At 32.9% G+C, this 22,068-nt stretch carries 22 protein-coding genes; 7 read left to right on the plus strand and 15 right to left on the minus strand.

All coding sequences use genetic code 11. From position 1 onward, the window contains the following. Nucleotides 1–48: 48 nt before the first annotated feature. The 13 genes from AC2FB1_RS03375 to purE all read right to left on the minus strand — a co-directional run bounded on the left by AC2FB1_RS03375 (nucleotide 49) and on the right by purE (nucleotide 11,978). Entirely contained in the window at nucleotides 49–213 is a 165-nt protein-coding gene (locus tag AC2FB1_RS03375) for a hypothetical protein (RefSeq protein WP_490673872.1), read from the minus strand. Between the two features lie 79 nt (nucleotides 214–292). Continuing rightward, complete coding sequence (locus AC2FB1_RS03380) at nucleotides 293–466, minus strand: hypothetical protein (protein WP_490673873.1); 174 nt, start codon at nucleotides 464–466, stop codon at nucleotides 293–295. A gap of 274 nt (nucleotides 467–740) precedes the next feature. After that, entirely contained in the window at nucleotides 741–1,979 is a 1,239-nt protein-coding gene (gene purD / locus AC2FB1_RS03385; RefSeq protein WP_490673874.1) for a phosphoribosylamine--glycine ligase, read from the minus strand. Nucleotides 1,980–2,014: 35 nt separating this feature from the next. Then, nucleotides 2,015–3,493, minus strand: a complete 1,479-nt coding sequence (purH, locus tag AC2FB1_RS03390; protein ID WP_017175765.1) for a bifunctional phosphoribosylaminoimidazolecarboxamide formyltransferase/IMP cyclohydrolase — start codon at nucleotides 3,491–3,493, stop codon at nucleotides 2,015–2,017. Between the two features lie 15 nt (nucleotides 3,494–3,508). Continuing rightward, a complete protein-coding gene (gene purN / locus AC2FB1_RS03395; protein ID WP_490673875.1) occupies nucleotides 3,509–4,075 on the minus strand; it encodes a phosphoribosylglycinamide formyltransferase in 567 nt (188 codons plus the stop codon). 2 nt (nucleotides 4,076–4,077) lie between these two features. Then, complete coding sequence (purM, locus tag AC2FB1_RS03400) at nucleotides 4,078–5,106, minus strand: phosphoribosylformylglycinamidine cyclo-ligase (protein ID WP_490673876.1); 1,029 nt, start codon at nucleotides 5,104–5,106, stop codon at nucleotides 4,078–4,080. Then, entirely contained in the window at nucleotides 5,099–6,583 is a 1,485-nt protein-coding gene (purF, locus tag AC2FB1_RS03405; protein WP_490673877.1) for an amidophosphoribosyltransferase, read from the minus strand. Before purF ends, purM begins: the two co-directional genes overlap by 8 nt. Further along, the gene (purL, locus tag AC2FB1_RS03410) at nucleotides 6,562–8,751 is read right to left on the minus strand and encodes a phosphoribosylformylglycinamidine synthase subunit PurL (RefSeq protein ID WP_490673878.1); all 2,190 of its coding nucleotides are present in this window, start codon (nucleotides 8,749–8,751) and stop codon (nucleotides 6,562–6,564) included. The genes purF and purL overlap by 22 nt, the downstream gene beginning before the upstream one ends. Beyond that, nucleotides 8,744–9,415 (minus strand): phosphoribosylformylglycinamidine synthase subunit PurQ, encoded by a 672-nt coding sequence (gene purQ, locus AC2FB1_RS03415; protein ID WP_490673879.1) that lies wholly within the window; start codon nucleotides 9,413–9,415, stop codon nucleotides 8,744–8,746. Before purQ ends, purL begins: the two co-directional genes overlap by 8 nt. Nucleotide 9,416: 1 nt before the next feature. Continuing rightward, nucleotides 9,417–9,677 carry a phosphoribosylformylglycinamidine synthase subunit PurS gene (purS, locus tag AC2FB1_RS03420; protein ID WP_103297081.1) on the minus strand — a complete coding sequence of 87 codons (261 nt, stop codon included), beginning with the start codon at nucleotides 9,675–9,677 and terminating at the stop codon, nucleotides 9,417–9,419. Continuing rightward, nucleotides 9,677–10,381, minus strand: coding sequence for a phosphoribosylaminoimidazolesuccinocarboxamide synthase (purC, locus tag AC2FB1_RS03425; protein ID WP_490673880.1), 705 nt, complete (start codon nucleotides 10,379–10,381; stop codon nucleotides 9,677–9,679). Before purC ends, purS begins: the two co-directional genes overlap by 1 nt. Before the next feature lie 3 nt (nucleotides 10,382–10,384). Next, nucleotides 10,385–11,509 (minus strand): 5-(carboxyamino)imidazole ribonucleotide synthase, encoded by a 1,125-nt coding sequence (purK, locus tag AC2FB1_RS03430; RefSeq protein WP_490673881.1) that lies wholly within the window; start codon nucleotides 11,507–11,509, stop codon nucleotides 10,385–10,387. Next, nucleotides 11,496–11,978 (minus strand): 5-(carboxyamino)imidazole ribonucleotide mutase, encoded by a 483-nt coding sequence (gene purE / locus AC2FB1_RS03435; RefSeq protein ID WP_490673882.1) that lies wholly within the window; start codon nucleotides 11,976–11,978, stop codon nucleotides 11,496–11,498. The genes purK and purE overlap by 14 nt, the downstream gene beginning before the upstream one ends. A gap of 208 nt (nucleotides 11,979–12,186) precedes the next feature. Between purE and folD the strand changes: the two genes are divergently transcribed. After that, nucleotides 12,187–13,044, plus strand: a complete 858-nt coding sequence (folD, locus tag AC2FB1_RS03440; protein ID WP_490673883.1) for a bifunctional methylenetetrahydrofolate dehydrogenase/methenyltetrahydrofolate cyclohydrolase FolD — start codon at nucleotides 12,187–12,189, stop codon at nucleotides 13,042–13,044. 119 nt (nucleotides 13,045–13,163) lie between these two features. On the opposite strand, the gene AC2FB1_RS03445 is transcribed toward folD, so the two are convergent. Then, nucleotides 13,164–14,309: a globin domain-containing protein gene (locus AC2FB1_RS03445; protein WP_490673884.1), complete on the minus strand. Its 1,146-nt coding sequence runs from the start codon at nucleotides 14,307–14,309 to the stop codon at nucleotides 13,164–13,166. Nucleotides 14,310–14,575: 266 nt separating this feature from the next. Here AC2FB1_RS03445 and AC2FB1_RS03450 point away from each other — a divergent pair, with 266 nt between their 5' ends. The 6 genes from AC2FB1_RS03450 to rihC all read left to right on the plus strand — a co-directional run bounded on the left by AC2FB1_RS03450 (nucleotide 14,576) and on the right by rihC (nucleotide 20,221). Beyond that, nucleotides 14,576–14,893 (plus strand): DUF5011 domain-containing protein, encoded by a 318-nt coding sequence (locus tag AC2FB1_RS03450; RefSeq protein ID WP_490673885.1) that lies wholly within the window; start codon nucleotides 14,576–14,578, stop codon nucleotides 14,891–14,893. A gap of 298 nt (nucleotides 14,894–15,191) precedes the next feature. Then, on the plus strand, nucleotides 15,192–16,316 hold the full coding sequence (qoxA, locus tag AC2FB1_RS03455) for a cytochrome aa3 quinol oxidase subunit II (protein ID WP_490673887.1): 1,125 nt from the start codon (nucleotides 15,192–15,194) through the stop codon (nucleotides 16,314–16,316). Next, nucleotides 16,316–18,304, plus strand: a complete 1,989-nt coding sequence (gene qoxB / locus AC2FB1_RS03460) for a cytochrome aa3 quinol oxidase subunit I (RefSeq protein ID WP_490673888.1) — start codon at nucleotides 16,316–16,318, stop codon at nucleotides 18,302–18,304. Before qoxA ends, qoxB begins: the two co-directional genes overlap by 1 nt. After that, nucleotides 18,294–18,899, plus strand: coding sequence for a cytochrome aa3 quinol oxidase subunit III (qoxC, locus tag AC2FB1_RS03465; RefSeq protein ID WP_490673889.1), 606 nt, complete (start codon nucleotides 18,294–18,296; stop codon nucleotides 18,897–18,899). Before qoxB ends, qoxC begins: the two co-directional genes overlap by 11 nt. Then, complete coding sequence (gene qoxD / locus AC2FB1_RS03470) at nucleotides 18,896–19,186, plus strand: cytochrome aa3 quinol oxidase subunit IV (protein WP_490673890.1); 291 nt, start codon at nucleotides 18,896–18,898, stop codon at nucleotides 19,184–19,186. Before qoxC ends, qoxD begins: the two co-directional genes overlap by 4 nt. A 132-nt stretch (nucleotides 19,187–19,318) precedes the next feature. Beyond that, a complete protein-coding gene (gene rihC / locus AC2FB1_RS03475; protein ID WP_490673891.1) occupies nucleotides 19,319–20,221 on the plus strand; it encodes a ribonucleoside hydrolase RihC in 903 nt (300 codons plus the stop codon). Between the two features lie 314 nt (nucleotides 20,222–20,535). On the opposite strand, the gene AC2FB1_RS03480 is transcribed toward rihC, so the two are convergent. After that, entirely contained in the window at nucleotides 20,536–21,705 is a 1,170-nt protein-coding gene (locus AC2FB1_RS03480) for a serine hydrolase domain-containing protein (protein ID WP_490673892.1), read from the minus strand. Nucleotides 21,706–22,068 lie beyond the last annotated feature (363 nt).

The raw sequence follows: 22,068 nt of genomic DNA on the forward strand, positions 1-22,068 counted from the left end.
TCTTTTGTTAAGTCATTACCGTGACCTTTTTTAATCTCAGATATGATTTTATTTTGTCACCAATTCAAGATAGAGTGCTTTAAAATCTGCATTCATTTTTGACTCATGGTTTTGAATACTCTTTTTCCATACACATGTATATCGATTGTCATTCGTCTCAACTTTCGTACCATCAATAAAAATGGCCAAATCATCTATAAGATGTTGTTTCAAACAATGACTATGAAATTGAATGAATAATGATGTTAATAAAGCCTCTACGTTTGGATTGACTCTAAATCAATTCATCGTTTTATAAGAAGGTTTTTGATTTTGTGATAGCCACATCATTCGGATGGTATAATGTTGCCCCACGATGATGTCTGAATTCATCGAATTCAGTCTTAGGAATGATTTCTACAATATCATTTGTGGGAATAAGAATTGACGTTTCCATTAGTAGAGTCATGTTATATTCTTTATACATAAGATACCTCGTTAATTTAGTGATATTTATTAAATTATACGAAAGTGCCTTACTTTTTTAGTATTTCAATGTAAAATTATATATAAATACAAAGTGTTTTGGCGAGACTCTTGAGGGAACAAGACAAGCTGAAGACTATAGGCAGAATCTGTCCCCTAAGAAAGCGAGCCAACAATACGTAGTATTGTAAATAAAGAAGCCAGTAAATGAATTTATAATACACTCATTTACTGGCTATTTTGCTAGGAATTATATCCTAGCCTCCTCTTTTAATTTATTTCAATGCTTTATTTCCAATATCTTTACGATAAAATAGTTGATCACTCTTAATTTTTTCTACATTTCCATAAGCATCTTTTTGTGCTTGTTGAATAGTTTTTCCTTTTCCAATGGCTAATACAACTCGTCCGCCAGATGTAAGAAATGTATCATTTTCTTTTTTCAAACCACTAACGAAATAATGGTTATTTAATTCAAAGCCTGAAACCTCTGCACCTTTATCATATGACCCAGGATAGCCTTTCGAAGCAAGCATTACTCCTACCACATAATCGTTAATCCATTGAAAACGAATAGGTTCTTTACGGTCTAGAGCAACGATTTGTGCCATCAAGTCACTTTCTAGACGACTTAACAATACTTGCGCTTCTGGATCACCAAATCGTGCATTAAATTCAATAACCTTAGGACCTTCACTAGTTAAAATTGCTCCTATATATAACAGTCCAAAATAATCATAACCCTCTTCTTTGAGTGCTTTAGCAATCGGTTGAGCAATATCTTTGTTTGTACGTTCTAAAACGTCATTTGAAATATGAGGAACAGGACAATAAGCGCCCATCCCACCAGTATTAGGACCTTCGTCATTATCATAGGCACGTTTATGATCTTGAGCAATACAGTCAAAAGGAACTGCATAATCACCATTAATGAATGTCATTAATGAGAATTCTTCTCCTTCAAGAAATTGTTCAAAGACAACTTTTCCATCTTCTTGTGGATATAGCACTTCTACCGCTTCAATTGCTTCATCTCGTGTATTAGCAATAATTACGCCTTTACCAGCAGCTAACCCATCCTTTTTGACTACAATAGGTAATTCGCATTCATTTACATAATTAAGTGCTTCAGTTTTATTGTCTATTTCTTTATAATCAGCAGTTGGAATATCATATTTTTCCATTAACCTTTTAGCAAAAGATTTAGAACCCTCAATTTGGGCTGCTTCTTTGTTAGGACCAAAGACTTTAACATGATTGTCTCTCAATTTATTAGATAAACCATCTATCAATGGTTGTTCTGGACCAATAATCACCCATTCTATATGATGTTGGTGGACAAATTGTAAAATAGCCTCATGGTCGGTTTCAGCAATTTCAGTGTGTATTTCAGCTAAATGAGTCATTGCATCATTTCCAGGAATAGCATAAAGTTTTTCAATAAGTGGCGACTGATGTAATTTTGATACTAATGCATGTTCACGACCGCCTGCACCTATAACTAAAACATTCATTTCTTTTCTCCCTCTATTCTCTCAATTATTTTAAATTAGTGTTTAAAATGACGCATACCAGTAGTAACCATAGCAATACCATGTTTGTTAGCCATATCAATCGAATCTTGGTCTTTAATTGAACCGCCTGGTTGAATAATAGCTTTAATACCATGTTTTGCAGCAAGTTCAACAGTATCATCCATTGGGAAGAAGCCATCAGAAATCATTACTACATTGTCATTTATTTCAATTGCGCGCTCTAATGCAATCTTAGCTGCACCTACTCTATTCATTTGTCCTGCACCAATTCCAACTGTCTGTTTATTATTACTTAAAATGATTGCATTACTTTTCACTGATGGAATAACTTTCCATCCTAGAAGCATTGCCTCCCACTGAGCATCGGTAGGTTCAACGTCTGTAACAACCTTCATTTCTTCTTTAGACACTTCGTAATTATCTTTATCTTGAACCAAATATCCACCTGAGACTGAAACAAATTCTTCTTCACGATTATCAATTGTCATATCAATTTCTAATAAGCGAATATTTTTCTTTTGAGTTAAAATATCTAAAGCTTCTTTATCAAATTTTGGTGCAATGACAACTTCTAAGAAAATAGAATGTAACGTTTCCGCTAAATCTTTGGTAACTGTTCTATTGAGTGCAATGATCCCACCAAAGATAGACTGATTATCTGCATCATACGCATGTTTAAATGCAGTTTCAATATCAGTGCCAATACCTACACCACATGGATTCATGTGTTTAACTGCAACGGCAGCTGGTTCTTTAAATTTTTTCACTAATGCTAATGCTGAATCTGCATCTTTAATATTATTAAAACTCAATGCCTTACCATGTAATTGTTTCGCACCAGCAATAGTATGTTTACTATTAGAAGTACGAACAAAACGTGCTGATTGTTGAGGATTCTCACCATATCGTAATTCTTCACTATCTCCTTTGAAGAAACTTACAATTGCATGATCATATTCATTTGTATGTTCAAATACTTTAATCATTAATGACTTACGGTATGATTCATCAAGTCGATGTTCTTTAATTCGTTGAATGACTTCATTATAATCAGATGGATGGACAATGGTTGTTACATGTTTAAAATTTTTGGCTGCAGCACGTAACATAGTTGGACCACCAATATCGATATTTTCAATTGCATCATCTTCAGTTACATCTGGATTAGCTACAGTTTGTTGGAAAGGATATAAGTTGACCACAACCATATCAATTAAATCAATGTGTTGTTCTGATAATTGTTCTAAATGTTCAGGTTTATTACGATCTGCTAAAATACCACCGTGTACTGCTGGATGTAACGTTTTTACACGACCATCCATAATTTCAGGGAATTGCGTCAACTCTGATACAGATTTAACAGTTACATTGGCTTCTTCTAAAGCACGTTTTGTACCGCCCGTTGAATATAATTCATAATCTAATTGTGTTAATGATTTAGCAAATTCCACGACTCCACTTTTATTTGAAACACTAATAATTGCTTTTTTCATGATTAACTATGCTCCTTATTTAATAACTTTAGCTATTACACTTGGATAAAGTTCATATTCTAATTGTTTCACACGTTCTTCTAACGCTTCTTTTGTATCGTCCGGTTTTATATCACATTTTCGTTGTTCAATTATTTCTCCCGTATCCATTCCACTATCTACATAGTGAACTGTTGAACCTGTTTCCTTATCCCCACTATTAAATGCTTGACCAATTGCATCTTTCCCCTTGTACTTTGGTAATAATGAAGGATGAATATTCAATATTTTACCTTCATAAGCATTTAATAAGTCTGGTCCCACTAATCTCATATAACCTGCTAAGATAATCCACTCCACCTCTTCACTATGAAGAAGTTGAATTAATTTTTGTTCATATTCTGCTTTGTTTTCAAAGTCTTTAGGTTCATTAATATGAACCATCACTTTCAACTGTTTTGCACGATCAATGCAATAAGCATCGTGATGATCTGTATACAAAGAAGTAATTTCTATATTATTAAGGTGCCCCTTATCAACTTTAGATACAATATTTTCGAAGTTACTTCCTGATCCAGAGGCAAATATAGCCACCTTAGTCATATCTATACCCCCTCAAGATAAATCGGTGCATCATTACTTTTAACAATTTCCCCTATTTGATATGCAGCAATATCTTGTTCTTTTAAGATATCAAGTGCTTTAGATACATCTTCTTTATTTACAATGACAGTATAGCCTATGCCCATATTAAAAACGTTATACATTTCACTCGTTTCAATGTCAGCTTGTTGTTGTAACCATTCAAATACTTTTGGTGTTGGGAAGGATTGTGTATCAATTTTAGCTGCTAACCCGTTAGGTAAGCCTCTAGGTATATTTTCATAAAATCCGCCACCAGTAATATGATTCATGCCTTTGATTTTAACTTTTTCTTTTAAAGTTAAAATAGGTTTCACATACAATTGAGTCGGAGCTAAAAATGTATCAAGATAAGTACTTCCATCAAATGAATCATTCAAATTAATTCCGGATTCTTGAATTAACTTTCTTACTAAACTATACCCATTAGAATGAATTCCATTAGAAGCTAAACCAATGATAATTTGTCCCTCTTCTACTTCAGATCCATCAATATATTCATCTTTTTCGACTGCCCCTACAGCAAAACCTGCTAAGTCATATTCTCCTTCGTGATACATTTCACCCATCTCGGCTGTTTCTCCACCAATAAGAGCAGTATGAGTAGCTTCACAACCATCACTCACACCTTTTACAATTTGCTCTATCACTTCCGGAACAACTTTATTTGTTGCTATATAATCTAAAAAATATAGCGGTTCTGCGCCCGTTGTAAGAATATCATTGACACACATGGCAACTGCATCAATACCAATTGTGTCATGTTTATTGTTATCAATTGCAAGCTTTAACTTTGTTCCTACGCCATCTGTACCAGAGACCAATACTGGTGCTTTCATATTAAGCTTTGATAAATCAAAAGTAGCACCAAATCCACCTAATCCGCCAAGTACTTCCTTACGCATTGTACGTTGAACATGACTAGACATTCTTTCCACCGCTTCATAACCTGCATGAATATCAACACCGGATTGTTCATAAGCTTTAGACATGAATATTTCCCTCTCTATCAAAATAATGTTTATGATTATCAATATATTCTTTTTGACGTGTACTTAAATTTTTTAAATAATTTTCTTCATAGTCAAATAGGCCTGCTGGATAATCACCTGTAAAACTTTCTACACATAACCCACTATACGGTGCATCACAATCTAATCCTATGGACTCTATAAGGCCCTCTACACTTAAATATGCAAGAGAATCTGCACCAATATACTCACAAATTTCTTCTGGAGATTTACTAGCTGAAATAAGCTCAGCAGTAGTAGATACATCAATACCATAAAAACTTGGGAACATAAATTCTGGAGAAGCTATACGTACATGTATTTTATTTGCTCCAGCATCTTTAAGCATTTTGACGATACGTTTACTTGTTGTCCCTCTTACAATGGAGTCATCAACTAAAATGATGTTTTTACCTTCTACAATATCTTTCACTGCTGATAGCTTAACGCGTACCCCTTGTTCACGTAATTCTTGTGTAGGTTGAATAAACGTTCGTGCAACATATTGATTTTTTACAAGCCCCATTTCATAAGGTAATTGAATCTCTTCAGCATAGCCACTAGCTGCAGATAGTGATGAATTTGGAACACCAATAACCATGTCTGCCTGAGCTGGACTTTCTTGAGCTAATTTTTTACCAGAAGCTTTACGAACTGCATGCACATTTTTTCCGGCAATTGTTGAGTCTGGACGCGCAAAGTAAATATATTCCATTGCTGAAATTGCTGTGTTAGTGTGACTTGTATATGATTTCACTTCAATACCATTATGATTAATGACAATATATTCTCCAGCATGAATATCTTGAACATATTCTGCGCCTAGCACATCTATGGCACATGTTTCACTAGCTAAAATATATGTTCCATCCTGCATCTTTCCAACTATTAGTGGACGAATCGCATTTGGATCCACAGCTCCATACAAGGCGTCTTTAGTCAATATTGTAAAAGTAAACCCGCCTTTAATTTGTCGTAAACTTTCTTTTAATGCTTCTTCAAATGTTGGAGCTTTACTACGACGTATTAAATGCATAATCACTTCAGTATCAGAAGATGAATGAAAAATAGCACCATGCTTTTCAAGATATTGTCTTAAAGATTGTGCATTAATTAAATTACCATTATGACAAATTGCTACACTCATATCGTAAAAATGATATAAAAATGGTTGAATATTTTCGATACCTTTATTTCCTGATGTCGCATAACGAACATGTCCAATAGCATGATTGCCGCCTTTCAACTTATTAAGTTGTGGTTCTTTAATAGCTTCAGTAAGCAATCCTAAGCCACGTTCACCCTTTAGATTTTTCTCATCAGAAACTACGATTCCAGCCCCTTCTTGACCTCTATGTTGTAAACTATGCAATCCCATGTAAGTTAACTGAGCTGCTTCTGAATGATTCCAAATGCCGAAGACACCACATTCTTCATTTAGTCCACTGTAGTTAAACATTCCGAAATGGCTCCTTCCCAAATTTCTTTAATATCTGAGACTTTTTCTGTAATTGTAGTTGTAGTATTAGATACTTTAAATTCGTCTACATCTGTTAACTTACCAATTTCAATAGCATCATCAATATCAAGTGTTTGACCTTCTTTAACTGCGACAACATAACGTCCTTGTGTTTCACTAAATAATTGTGCATCAGTAAGTTCTACTTTTGCTTCTAATCCTAAATTATAATAAGCACTTATTTTAGCAAGCGTAATAAGTAGTCCGCCTTTTCCTACAGTTTGTACATGAGAAGCAATTCCATTTCTAATAGAAGTTTTTATTGCTTCCCCTTTTGTAACTTCATCACTTAAATCAATTTCTTCATACTCATGATTTACTTTACTATATAAAAGTTTTTCAATTTGACTTCCACCAAAATCATTTCTTGTTTCTCCTACAAGATATAATGTATGACCTGTTTCTGGATGGAAATCATTTAAATATTGAATATCTTCAATAAGTCCTACCATTCCTACTACAGGTGTAGGGAAAATTGAAGTTCCTCTTGTTTCGTTGTATAAAGACACGTTTCCTGATACTACAGGGGTTTTTAATACTTCACAAGCTTCTGCCATTCCTTTTGTAGAATCAATCAGTTGTTGGTAAATTTCTTTCTTTTCTGGAGAACCATAATTTAAACAGTCTGTCATAGCCAATGGCGTTGCGCCTACAGCAATTAAATTTCGATAAGCTTCTGCCACAACCATTTTTCCACCTTCGTAAGGTTGATTAAATACATATCTCGCCTCACCATCAATTGTCGAAGCAATGGCTTTATTAGATCCTTCAACTCTTACTACAGATGATTGTAGACCAGGTTTAATAATAGTATTAGCACCCACTTGTTGATCATATTGTTCATATAGATAATGTTTCGAAGCAATTGTTGGATGCTTTAACAATTTTTCAAATACATCTTGTACATTAATCTCACTATAATCATTTTTTGAGGTATTATATTCTTTTTCTTCACCTTCTAATATATAGACAGGTGCTTCATCAGCTAGTGCATCAACAGGAATGTCTGCATACACTTCATCTTCGTATTTAAGAACAAAGCGGTCAGTATTCGTTACTTCACCAATTACTGCACTATCAAGTTCATGTTTATCAAATAAATCTAAGAATTTTTGTTCTGTTCCTTTTTCAACAACCAGCAACATTCTTTCTTGTGTTTCAGATAACATCATTTCATATGGTGATATTCCTGGCTCACGTGTTGGGACTTGATCTAAGTATAGAACTAATCCACTGCCGCCTTTAGCAGCCATTTCTGATGAAGATGATGTAAGACCAGCTGCACCCATGTCTTGAATACCTACAAGCTCGTCAAAAGTGATAGCTTCAAGTGTGGCTTCCATTAATTTTTTACCTACAAAAGGGTCCCCAATTTGAACTGAAGGTCGTTTACTTTCACTTTCTTCGGTTAATTCTTCAGATGCAAATGTTGCACCATGAATACCGTCACGTCCAGTTTTAAGTCCTACATAAATTACTGAATTTCCTTCACCTTTAGCTGTACCTTTTTGTATCATATCATGGTCAATAACACCGACACACATTGCATTGACAAGTGGATTTCCGTCGTAGCGTTCATCGAATTCGATTTCTCCTGCTGTAGTTGGTATACCAATACAGTTACCATAACCACCAATACCACGGACCACGCCTTTTAATAAGCGTTGATTTTGTTTTACTGATAATTCACCAAATCGTAAACTATTAAGTAAGTTAATGGGTCTTGCTCCAATCGATACGATATCTCTGATGATACCTCCTACCCCAGTAGCTGCGCCTTGATAAGGTTCGATTGCTGAAGGATGGTTGTGAGATTCTACTTTGAAAACCACTGCTTGGTTATCACCAATATCTACAACCCCAGCACCTTCACCTGGTCCCATAAGCACATGTTCACCAGTTGTTGGGAATTGCTTTAAGAATGGCTTAGAATGTTTATAAGAACAATGTTCACTCCACATTACTGAGAAAATACCTACTTCTGTAAAGTTAGGCTCTTTTCCTAAAATTTCACATACCTTATTATATTCTTCATCACTTAAACCCATGTCTTGATATAATTTTTCAAGTTTAATTTCTTCAATACTAGGTTCGATAAACTTAGACATTTTGTTCCCTCCAACTATTTACCATCGCTTCGAATAATTTAACGCCACTATCTGTACCAAGAAGTGTTTCAAGTGCTCTTTCAGGATGAGGCATCATTCCACATACGTTACCTTCTTTATTTACAATACCTGCAATATGTTCATGTGATCCATTCGGATTATCTTCATATGTTAAAATAATTTGATTATTTTCGACTAATTCACTGTACATATCATCTGTACAATAATAATGCCCTTCTCCATGTGCTACAGGATAAACAACAATTTCATTTTCTCCATATAAATTAGTAAAAGGGGTTTGATTATTAACAATTTTCAGTTTTTCATTTCTGCTAATAAATAGATGTGAATCATTATGTAATAAGGCGCCGGGTAATAGTCCTATCTCAGTTAAAATTTGGAATCCATTACATACACCTAAAACGGGTTTACCTTCACTGGCAAAACGTTTCACTTCGCTAATAATTGGAGCGACACTTGCCATAGCTCCTGAACGTAAATAGTCACCAAATGAAAAACCACCTGGAATTAACACCCCGTCAAAACCTTTTAAAGATGTTTCACGATAATCTACATATTCAGCTTCTGCACCTGTTTTAATAGCTGCATTATACATATCTCTATCACAGTTAGATCCTGGAAAAACGAGAACTGCAAATTTCATATTATGCATTCTCCTTTTCATCAACAATTTTATAACTATATTCTTCAATAACCGTATTAGCAAACAACTTTTCACTCAATGTAGTAATAATATTATCAACTGCTTCATCTGTCGCTTCATCAACAGTCATATATAGTACTTTACCTACTCTAATGTCATTGACTTGTTTATATCCTAAGTCGTGTACAGCACGATTTAATGCTTGGCCTTGTGTATCCAATACCTGTGGTTGTAATGTAATGTGAAGTTCAATTGTTTTCATTATTTTAGTTCCTCCAATTTATCTAAAAATGTTTGATACGTATCTATTAAAGAACCTGTATCATTTCTATATACATCTTTATCGAAATTCGTATCTGAATGTTTATCCCAAATGCGACAAGTATCTGGTGAAATTTCATCTGCTAATAAAATATCACCATTTTCAGTTTTTCCAAATTCAACTTTAAAATCTACTAATCTTAAATCCATTTCATTCATTAATTGAATCAATACTTTATTAATATTTTTAGCCATCTCTTTTAATGTCTTTATTTCTTCATCATTAGCAATATGAAGTAACTTGACATGATCATCAGTAATCAAAGGATCATTTAACTCGTCATTTTTGTAAAAGAACTCTACAAGTGGTTCATCAAATACTTGACCTTTTTCAAAACCTAAGCGTTTCGTAATAGATCCAGTTGCAATATTTCTTACAACTACTTCTAATGGTATAATCTTTACTTCTTTAACCAATTGTTCAGTTTCAGAAAGTTGTTTGATAAAATGACTTTCAATGTCATGTTTATTTAAATATTCGAAAATAATTGAAGTAATTCGATTATTCAAACGACCTTTCCCTTCCATCTTATCCTTTTTAGCGCCGTTCCCTGCTGTGACTTCATCTTTATATTCAACTCTTAGCTGATGTTCTGTATCTGTTGAAAATACTCTTTTCGCTTTACCTTCATAAAGTAATGACATTGCTTATTCTCTCCCTTCAAATTGCTTCAACATTTCATTTTCAGTTTCATTAACATTATTCGTGAGAATGGTCATATGTCCCATTTTTCTATCAGGTTTTCGTTCTTTTTTTCCATAGATGTGCACATGCCATTCAGGATGATCGCCAAATTTATCTTCTAATAAGTCTAAATCGCGTCCTAGTAAGTTCATCATTACAGCTGGTTTTAAAATTTCAATCTCTTGGGGTAAATCTTGACCTGTTACTGCCTGGATGTGTGTATCAAACTGAGAATAATCACAAGCTTCAATTGAATAATGTCCAGAGTTATGTGGTCTCGGCGCAATTTCATTTACATATAAGTGATTTGATTTATCAATAAAGAATTCCACAGTGAAAGTGCCGACAAAGTGAACTTTTTCAATTATTTTATTTACTTCTTTTCTCGCTTCTTGTTCTTTACCGCATCTAGCAGGAATAATAGTTTTAAATAGTATTTGATTACGGTGTTCGTTTTCTTGTAGTGGGAAATATGCAATTTGTTTTTGATTACCAATCGTTACAGTTAAAGATACTTCTTGATCGAGCTCCAAGTATTTTTCAGCGACACATTCATGTTTTGAAACAAGTGTTTTAGCTTCTTCAATATTTGAGTCATTTTTTACTAAGATTTGTCCTTTACCATCGTATCCGCCAAATCGTGTTTTTACGATAAACGGAAAACCTAATGTGTCGATTGCTCGATTTAAATCTTTTTCATCTTTTAATGATACATATGGAACAATTTTCGTACCTGCAGATTCTAATGTCTGCTTTTCTGTTAAACGATCTTGTAACAATTCAATTGCTTGATAACCTTGAGGAATATTAAATTGTTGAGTTAATTGTTTAAGTTGTTTAGCAGATATATTTTCAAATTCATAAGTAATAACATCTGATTGTTGCCCCAATTGATTTAATGCTTCTTCATCGTCATACTTTGCATTTATAAAAATATCTGCTACTGATTTACATGGGCTATCTGGATTAGGATCTAAACACGCTACATTAAATCCCATTTTTTGGGCAGATTGTGCCATCATCTTACCTAATTGACCTCCGCCAATAATACCAATCGTTGCTCCGAACTTTAATTTATTGAAGTTCATCTTGCATTTCGCCTACCTTATCTACTAAAGATTGTTCATATTGTTCAAGATGTTTACGAACTGAGTCATTTCCAATACTTAAAATTCTTGCAGCTAAAATACCAGCATTTTTAGCACCAGATTTACCGATTGCTGTTGTAGCAACTGGAATACCACCAGGCATTTGCACGATAGATAATAATGAATCAAGACCTTTTAAACTTTTAGATTCAATAGGTACACCGATTACAGGCAACGTTGTCATTGAAGCAACCATTCCAGGTAAATGTGCTGCACCACCAGCACCAGCAATAATAACGTCATAACCGTTTGTCTGTGCTTCACTTGCAAAATCAAACATTAATTTTGGCGTACGATGTGCTGAAACTACTTTCTTTTCATACGGTATTTCAAATTGTTCTAACATTGCGCAACTTTCTTGCATAATATTCCAGTCTGAGGAACTCCCCATAATAACTGCTACTTTCACTTTGTACACCCTTTCAAAGTTTAAATATAAATCGTATTAGTTGTATATTACACGTATAGCATACCAATGATAAGGTTTGTTTTCAATTAAAAATCGAACTTTATTTAGTTTTTTTTATTTAATTTACGCTTTTTAGCTAAAATTTGACGTTTCTAAGTCATTAAAGTTAATCTATAAGAAGAATATCAATAAACAAGGAGGAATTTTTGTGGTTGCAAAAATTTTAGATGGGAAACAAATTGCAAAAGATTATAGACAAGGTTTGCAAGACCAAGTTGAAGCTTTAAAAGCCAAAGGATATACACCAAAATTATCAGTTATTTTAGTTGGAAATGATGGTGCGAGTCAAAGTTATGTTAATTCTAAAAAGAAAGCTGCTGAAAAAATTGGTATGATTTCTGAAATTGTTCATTTAGATGAAGATACATCTGAAAAAGATGTGTTGAAAGAATTAAATCGTTTAAACAACGATGATTCAGTAAGTGGTATTTTAGTTCAAGTACCTCTACCTAAACAAGTTAGCGAACAAAAAATTTTAGAGGCAATTAATCCAGAAAAAGATGTAGATGGGTTCCATCCATCAAATATTGGTAAATTATACATTGATGAACAGACATTTGTACCTTGTACACCTTTAGGAATTATGGAAATTTTAAAACATGCAGATATTGATTTAGAAGGCAAAAATGCTGTTGTTATTGGCCGCAGTCACATAGTTGGTCAACCTGTTTCTAAATTATTATTACAAGCAAACGCGACAGTAACCATCTTACATTCACGTACTCAAGATATGCATAATCATTTAAAAAATGCAGATGTTATCATCAGTGCAGTAGGTAAACCTGGATTAGTTACTAAAGACGATGTTAAAGAAGGCGCAGTGATTGTTGATGTAGGAAATACTCCTGATGAAAACGGCAAACTAAAAGGTGACGTTGAATTTGAAGAAGTAAAAGAAGTAGCCGGTGCTATTACTCCTGTGCCAGGTGGTGTAGGTCCTTTAACAATTACTATGGTTTTAAATAATACATTATTAGCTGAAAAAATGCGTAGAGGCATTGAATAATTTAAGTTCAAATTTATATTGTTTACACCAAAAAATGCACTCAAAAAGTTAGATTTTATTTCCAACTTTTTGAGTGCATATCAAATTACATTTCGCTCTTTTTTAGTTGTATACTATATTTAAACAGTTACACTTAATTTTGGAACAAATGTTTCATAATGAATCTGTTCTTGAGCTACTCCCATTTCTTTTAATATTTTAATCACTGATTGAATAAATTTAGTACTTCCACACACATATACTTCGCTATCATTATTTACATATTTTTCAAGAGTTTCTTTAGTTAAATAACCTTTTACTTGTCTGTCATATAAATCATATTTCGTGTTGTCATAACGATTTGAAATATCTTTTAAATAAGAAGTAAATGGTGTATCGTTAACATCTCCAGTCACTTGAATAAACTGAGCGTTGCTTCCATTTTCAGCCACCTTATCAAACATTGAAACGAGTGGCGTTACACCAATACCTGCACCAATAAATACTTGTGGTTGATTTTGGTTAGCTATACCAAATGGACCTACTGGAGCTGATAAGTTAATATTATCTCCTTCTTTTAATTCATCATGTAAAATAGTTGAAACTTCACCCTCATGATCTGTAGTAACATCACGTTTTACTGCAAAAGTTAAATGCTTGTTGTCACCATTCACAATTGAATAGTGTCGTTTTGCACGATAAGGCATTTTTTCACTACTTACATCAACTGTAATATATTCTCCAGGCGTGAATTGACTTAAATCATATTTATCTGAAACGACAGTAAAGGCTTTAATATCAGAGGAAAGTTGTTCAATTTTTTCAATTTTAAATGGTTGGAAACCATCCCATAACATTTTACTATAAATGTCTTTTTCAACTTGAATAAATACATCAGCAATTTCTTGATATGCTTTTTTCCAAGTTTGAATAATTGGATCACTATCTTCTAGTCCTAAAACAGCTTTAATTGCCTCAATTAAATTTTCTCCTACGATATCGTATCCAGCTGGTGGTACTTGTAACGCACAATGTTTATATGCAATTTCTTTAACAACTGGCAAAATATTTTCTAAATGATCAATATTAACAGCAGCTGCTAACACACTTTGAGCTAAAGCAGTAGATTGGAATCCTTTTTGTTGGTTAGTTTGGTTAAACATATTTTTTAACTCTGGATGTTGCTGGAACATTCTATTATAAAAATAAGACGTAATTTCTGTTCCTCTCTCTTGTAATACCGGAACAGTTTCTTTTACAATACCTTTTTCTTGTTCTGTTAACATTCAAATCCACTCCCATTTAAAATACTATGTGTAAAATAATTAATTTATCACAAATATATTTTAATACGATACTTATTATAATGTAATACAAATTTTTAAAATTCACAGAAATTTCAATTTACATAAATTTAATATTCATTTACCTTATGTTCATTTATATTTAATCTTGAATGAGCTACATTAGGACTATAGTATGATGTTAAAAATCAGAAATTAAAGTATAGTTAAGTTATTCAAATGACTTATTAAAATCGGAGGTTAACGTAATGAATAAACTCATACAATCTCTTTCAGCTCTCGGTGTCTCCGCTACCCTTGTGACTCCAAATTTAAATGCAGAAGCTACTACAAATCATACTCCACAACTTAAAGGAGTAAACGATATTATTATTGAAAAAGGTCAAGATTATAATGTATTAAATGGAATTAGTGCCTATGATAAAGAAGATGGCGATTTAACACACAAAATTACTGTTGATGGTCACGTGGATACTTCAAAAGTAGGTACATATAAAGTGAAATATAATGTCATCGACTCAGATGGAGCCGAAAAATCATCAACACGCTACATAAAAGTTAAATAAATGTGTCAATTTTCTAAAAAATACGAGATAAATATCTCGTATTTTTTCATTTAATTTCTGTATAAACCCTAGAATTGATAATGTTTCTCAAATATTATCAATTGATTTGCTATTTTTGACATTTTTCACAGAATAGACACATAATTTTAACAAATCTTATATTCCCCGTCATTCCTATTGTTACTAGTTTTTTCCTATTTATTATTGTAATTTTTTTCTAATAAGGTCTTGTAAATATCGCGTAATAAACTAAAATTAATAATAAGCCCTACATTTGTAGTATTAGGAGGTCAAAAAAGTGTCAAAATTTAAGTCGTTGCTTCTTATGTTTGGCACACTAATTTTACTTAGTGGTTGTTCAAACATAGAAGTATTTAATGCAAAAGGGCCAGTAGCAAGTAGTCAGAAGTTCTTGATTATCTATTCAATCATCTTCATGCTTGTTATTGTTGCTGTTGTACTTACTATGTTCGCTGTTTTTATTTTCAAGTATAGTTACAATAAAAATGACGAATCTGGTAAGATGCACCACAATTCTTTAATTGAAACAATTTGGTTTGTGGTACCAATCTTAATCGTAATTGCTTTGGCTATTCCAACAGTTAAAACATTATACGATTACGAGAAACCACCTGAAAGTAAAGAAGACCCATTAGTTGTCTATGCAGTTAGTGCCGGATATAAATGGTTCTTTGCTTATCCAGAACAAAAGGTTGAAACAGTGAATACATTAACTATTCCTAAAAACCGTCCAGTTGTATTTAAATTACAATCTATGGATACAATGACTAGTTTCTGGATTCCTCAATTAGGTGGTCAAAAATATGCCATGACTGGCATGACAATGAATTGGACTTTAACAGCCGATCAAACTGGTACATTCAGAGGACGTAACTCTAACTTTAATGGTGAAGGTTTCTCTCGCCAAACATTTAAAGTTCACTCTGTAGACCAAAAAGATTTCGATGCTTGGGTTAAAGATGCTAAAAGTAAGAAAACTATTAGCCAAGATGAGTTTGATAAACAACTCTTACCAAGTACTCCAAATAAAGAATTAACATTTAGTGGTACTCACATGGCATTCGTCGATCCTGCAGCTGATCCAGAGTATATCTTCTATGCATATAAACGTTACAACTATACTCAAAAAGATCCTAACTTCGTTGCTGAAAAAGATCTTTATAAAGATGTAACAGATAAACCTCAAAAACCAGCTCGTAAGGTAACAGTTACTAATGTCAACTATCCTCGTCATGGTATGAAGCCAATGATTTTAGGCAACAATGACCCTTACGATAGTGAGTTTAAAGATGAAGAAACTCACAATGCTAAGGAAATGGAAAAAATCAATGAAGGAGCTAAAGACGATAATGCGTCTAAGCTTCAGAGTAAAGCAGATAATGATCATGGAGGTGGACATTAATGAATTTTCCATGGGATGAATTACTCGTTAAAGGTAACTGGATGATTACTATGGCACAAATTGGTGCCCCATTCTTAGTTATCGGTTTAATTGCAGTAATTACTTATTTCAAATTATGGAAATATCTATACAAAGAATGGTTCACATCCGTAGACCATAAAAAAATCGGTTTAATGTACTTAATTTGTGCAGTATTAATGTTCGTTCGTGGTGGTATTGATGCGTTATTACTTCGTACTCAATTAACTATTCCAGATAATACTTTCTTGGAATCAAATCACTACAATGAAATTTTTAGTACGCACGGCGTTATCATGATTATCTTTATGGCTATGCCATTCGTTTTCGGTTTATGGAACGTTGTTGTTCCTTTACAAATTGGGGCTCGTGATGTGGCATTCCCTGTAATGAACAACATTAGCTTCTGGTTATTCTTTGTTGGTATGATTTTATTTAACCTATCATTTATCGTAGGTGGATCACCAGCAGCTGGTTGGACAAACTATGCTCCACTAGCAGGAGAATTTAGTCCTGGCCCGGGAGTTAACTACTACTTAGTAGCAATTCAAATTTCAGGTATAGGTACCTTAATGACAGGTATCAACTTCTTTGTAACAATACTTAGATGTAAAACGCCTACAATGAAGTTTATGCAAATGCCTATGTTTACTGTAACTACTTTTATTACGACATTAATCGTAATTTTAGCATTCCCAGTATTCACAGTTGTTCTTGCTTTAATGACAGCTGATAGAGTATTTGGAACTCATTTCTTTACAGTAGCAGATGGCGGTATGCCAATGCTATGGGCAAACTTCTTCTGGGTATGGGGGCACCCTGAAGTTTATATCGTTATCTTGCCTGCATTTGGTATTTATTCAGAAATTATTCCAACATTTGCTCGTAAACGTTTATTCGGTCACCAAAGTATGGTGTGGGCAACTGCTGGTATCGCGTTCTTAAGTTTCTTAGTTTGGGTTCACCATTTCTTCACAATGGGTAATGGTGCTTTAATCAACTCATTCTTCTCAATCTCAACAATGTTAATCGGTGTACCTACCGGGGTTAAATTATTTAACTGGTTATTAACATTATATAAAGGACGTATTACTTTTGAGTCACCAATGTTATTCTCATTAGCCTTTATCCCTAACTTCTTATTAGGTGGGGTTACTGGTGTAATGTTAGCAATGGCATCAGCTGACTATCAATATCACAACACTTATTTCTTAGTAGCTCACTTCCACTATACATTGGTTACCGGTGTAGTATTTGCCTGCTTAGCTGGTTTAATCTTCTGGTATCCTAAGATGATGGGTTACAAATTAAATGAAAAATTAAATAAATGGGCATTCTGGTTATTCATGATTGGATTTAACGTATGTTTCTTACCACAATTCATTCTTGGTTTAGACGGTATGCCACGTCGTTTATACACTTACATGCCATCTGATGGTTGGTGGTTATTAAACTTCATCTCAACTATCGGTGCATTAATGATGGCAGTCGGCTTCCTATTCTTAGTAGCAAGCATTATCTACAGCCACATTAAATCTCCACGTGAAGCTACTGGAGATAACTGGGATGGTTTAGGTCGTACTTTAGAGTGGTCAACAGCTTCTGCTATTCCACCTAAATACAACTTCGCAATCACTCCAGATTGGAATGACTATGATACATTTGTTGATATGAAAGAACATGGTCGTCATTTCTTAGACAACCACAACTACAAAGACATTCATATGCCAAACAATACACACACTGGTGTATTTATGAGTATATTCATGTTAATTGGTGGTTTCTTCTTAATCTTTGAAACTATCATTCCATTCCTAATTTGTGTAGTCGGTATCTTAGGAACTTTAGTTTACCAAAGTTTCGTACAAGATCATGGTTACCATATTCCAGCTTCTGAAGTTGCTGAAAACGAAGCACGCTTAAGAGAAGCACGTATTAAAGAAAGGGAGGCTGTAGGTCATGAGTCATGATACAAACACTATTGATTCACGTACGCATGAAGGTCAATTGAATAAACTTGGCTTCTGGATTTTCCTTACAGCCGAATTTGCGTTATTCGGTACCCTATTTGCAGCGTTATTAACGTTGCAACATGGGGGAAGTTATGGTGGTAAAATGACAACTGAGTTGTTTGAATTACCGCTTGTCCTAATTATGACATTTGCCTTATTAATTAGTTCTTATACTTGTGGTATTGCAATTTACTACTTACGTAAAGAAGAAAAAGGCAAAATGATGTTTTGGATGATTTTAACAGTACTTTTAGGTTTAGTATTCGTAGGATTTGAAATTTATGAATTTGCACACTATGCTTCTGAAGGTGTAACACCTAAAGTTGGATCATATTGGTCAAGTTTCTTCATCCTATTAGGTACTCACGGTGCCCACGTTTCACTAGGTATCGGTTGGATCATTTGTTTATTAATTCAAATCGCAACTCGTGGTTTAAATAAATTCAATGCTCCAAAATTATTTATAGTAAGTTTATACTGGCACTTCCTAGATGTTGTATGGATCTTCATCTTTACTGCCGTATATATGATAGGGATGGTGTATAGCGGATGAACACAATTGTAAAACATACAGTTGGCTTTATTGCCTCAATCGTTTTAACGTTATTAGCAGTTTTTGTAACTCTATACACAAACATGACATTCCATGCTAAAACAACAATTATCTTTGGTTTTGCTTTCATCCAAGCTGCATTACAACTATTAATGTTCATGCACTTAACTGAAGGTAAAGATGGACGTTTACAATCTGCCAAAGTTATCTTTGCGATTATTATTACTTTAATCACAGTTATTGGTACTTATTGGGTTATGCAAGGTGGACATTCTCACCACTTATAATTCAATACCTACCCTACAAAAAAGCCTGTATGAGTCATTAAAGACTCATACAGGTTTTTTTTGGTTTATATTATTTATTAATTTAGGTATGATAATTTATAAAAAGAAGGAAATGTATTTGGAGGGTTATTCATGGCATTACCGATTATTATTGATACTGATCCAGGTATAGATGATGCAGCAGCAATTGCTCTAGCATTATCACATTCAAAGTTTGATGTTAAAATGATTTCCACTGTAAACGGAAATGTAGGAGTTGAGAAAACCACAGCAAATGCTTTAAAATTAAAAGCCTTTTTCAATAGTGATGTCCCTGTACATAGAGGCGCATCTCAACCATTAATAAGTGAGATACAAGATGCTAGTCATATTCATGGAGAAAGTGGCATGGATGGATATCAATTCCCTCCAATTTCTACTTCAGATTTAGCATCTTCTCATGCTGTGGAAGCTATGAAAAAGATATTATGTGAGTCTGATGAACCTATTACTCTTGTAACTTTAGGTCCTTTAACTAATATTGCTTTACTTTTTAATACGTATCCTAAATGTAAAAACTATGTTAAAGAAATTATTATGATGGGTGGTAGTACTGGCAGAGGTAATGTCACTCCCCTAGCTGAATTCAATATTTATTGTGATCCTGAAGCAGCACATATCGTTTTTAATGCCGGTTTACCGTTAACGATGATTGGATTAGATTTAGCACGTCATTCTTTATTTACTTATTCTTATTTAGACACTCTTAAAGATGAAAATAAAACAACACAAATGTTGTATAATATTTTTCAACACTATCGTGGTGAAGATTTTAAAGATGGAATAAAATTATATGATGCATTTACAATTCTTTATCTACTTAATCCTGAGAATTATGAAATAAAAGAAGCAAATGTACAAATTGAATTAAACGGTACACTCACTCGTGGTGCTACTGTCGTCGATTTTGAATCTCCCTATCCTAACTGTTCTGTAGTCTTATCAAGCATAAATGAGCATTATAAAAAAATATTTTTAGAAGCATTAAAAAAATAAAATGATATGTAACATAATTAAAGTGAATGATATAGAGTTCATTTTGAATTCGTCCTCCTATCCTAGTTCTGAATCCCAACTTGCGTTGGGTATAGCCTTTCTTTATGAAAGTTTCTTTGTTGGGGCCACTAGAATTGAAAAACTCTTGATACACGTACATTGTCTATACAGTCATTGACTGCCAACTTATTAAAATTGCCTGAGACAACTCATTGATATACTCTCTTCAAAGTTTTCATGTTTTTAATATCTACTTTGAAAAGAGCATATCATCATAATGTCTCAGGCTCTTTTTTTGTTATTAAGTTTTACTCTTATTGATAATAAGATTGTTGATTTAGTATCTTATGATAAATATATGAGATTCGATTTTCATTTGAAATTTTAGAATTATCGCCTATATTGGAAGCCAGTACTATCACATATCGTTGATTGAAATAGACAGTAACTATTTGTCCATAGAAAACGCCATTAATTCTATTATATTGTGGTGTAACATAAAATCCGTATCGATAAGATTCAGGATATATTGTTGTTCCTAATTGCTGAGTAAGTGGTACTGACACTGATTCACTAAAAATATTATTATTTTGTAAATTATTTACTAAATGGGCCATATCATATGTTGTCATATATAAATTACCCGCTCCATAATATTGATCTAGTATTTTGGGTTTCATAGCAGTTAGTTTACCGTCAATCATTTTATATCCTGTAGCCATATATTTTTTAAATGGTTTTTCATTAAAGAAAGCACTATTTTGTAAACTAAATGGTTGTGCTAAATCATCATAATAATTTGCTGCATAGGATTTGTGAGTGACTACTTCTATTACTTGAGCAAGCACTAAGTAGTTTGCGTCATTATATAAGTGTTTATGATAAAATTTTTCATCAATTCCCCTCGCTTGTATTGCATGTACTGCCCCATCAAGACTTTTAGTCTTAGGAGAGGCTTCAAACTTATATAGTCCACTTCTATGTAATACTAAGTCTTTTAAGGTTATCGTTTTAGTCGTTTTAAACCAAGGTAAATATTTAGTGACAGGATCATTTATATTCACCTTATTTTCGTTTTCTAATTTTTTTAGAATTAATCCAGTTGTAAACTTCTGCGCTGAACCAATTAAATACATAGTATTTGCTGAATTTTTAATTTTATGACGGAAGTTTTGATATCCGTATCCTTTATCCAACTTCAGTTTGCCATTCTCAAGAACTGTAACTCCCCCATTAAAATGAATCGTTTTTAAATATTCATCAATATTTTTGATATGTGGTTCTTCGACTTCAGTTGTCTTTAGATGTGACAATTTCGATACGTGCTGGTCTCTTTTTTGCAAATAAGTTTTGTTATCATTAATTTTGTTATATTCTATGTCTTTATGATTTGTTTTATATACTTTCATTATGAATATAGCGAATAATGTTACTAAGATGATTAAAACTATGATTAATGTCAATATTTCTATTCTTTTTTTCATTTGCTGCCTCATTACAATTTAATAAAATGTATTAAATTTACGCTATTTTATCAAATTATTATTCTTTCAATAAATTATATTATATATTACATTTTCTAAAATATCATCTTATATATATTACTCCAACTATTTTTTATTGTATTATTCTTTAGCCTGATAAAGTGAATTTTTAAAGCTATTTTCATCTTAATTAAAATTTTTAATCATCATCTTTTTCTAATGAAATTAAGTTGTAATTTTAGTCAATTAGTAATACAATTTATGGCTATGGGAGTAATAAATATTATTCTTTTATATTAAAGTGGTATGATTAAGTTAGCATATTAACTTAATCTTTTTAATAAATACGTATAGGAGCACATA

The sequence above is a fragment of the Staphylococcus sp. CoH_129_LAB_1 genome (genome assembly GCF_058191515.1).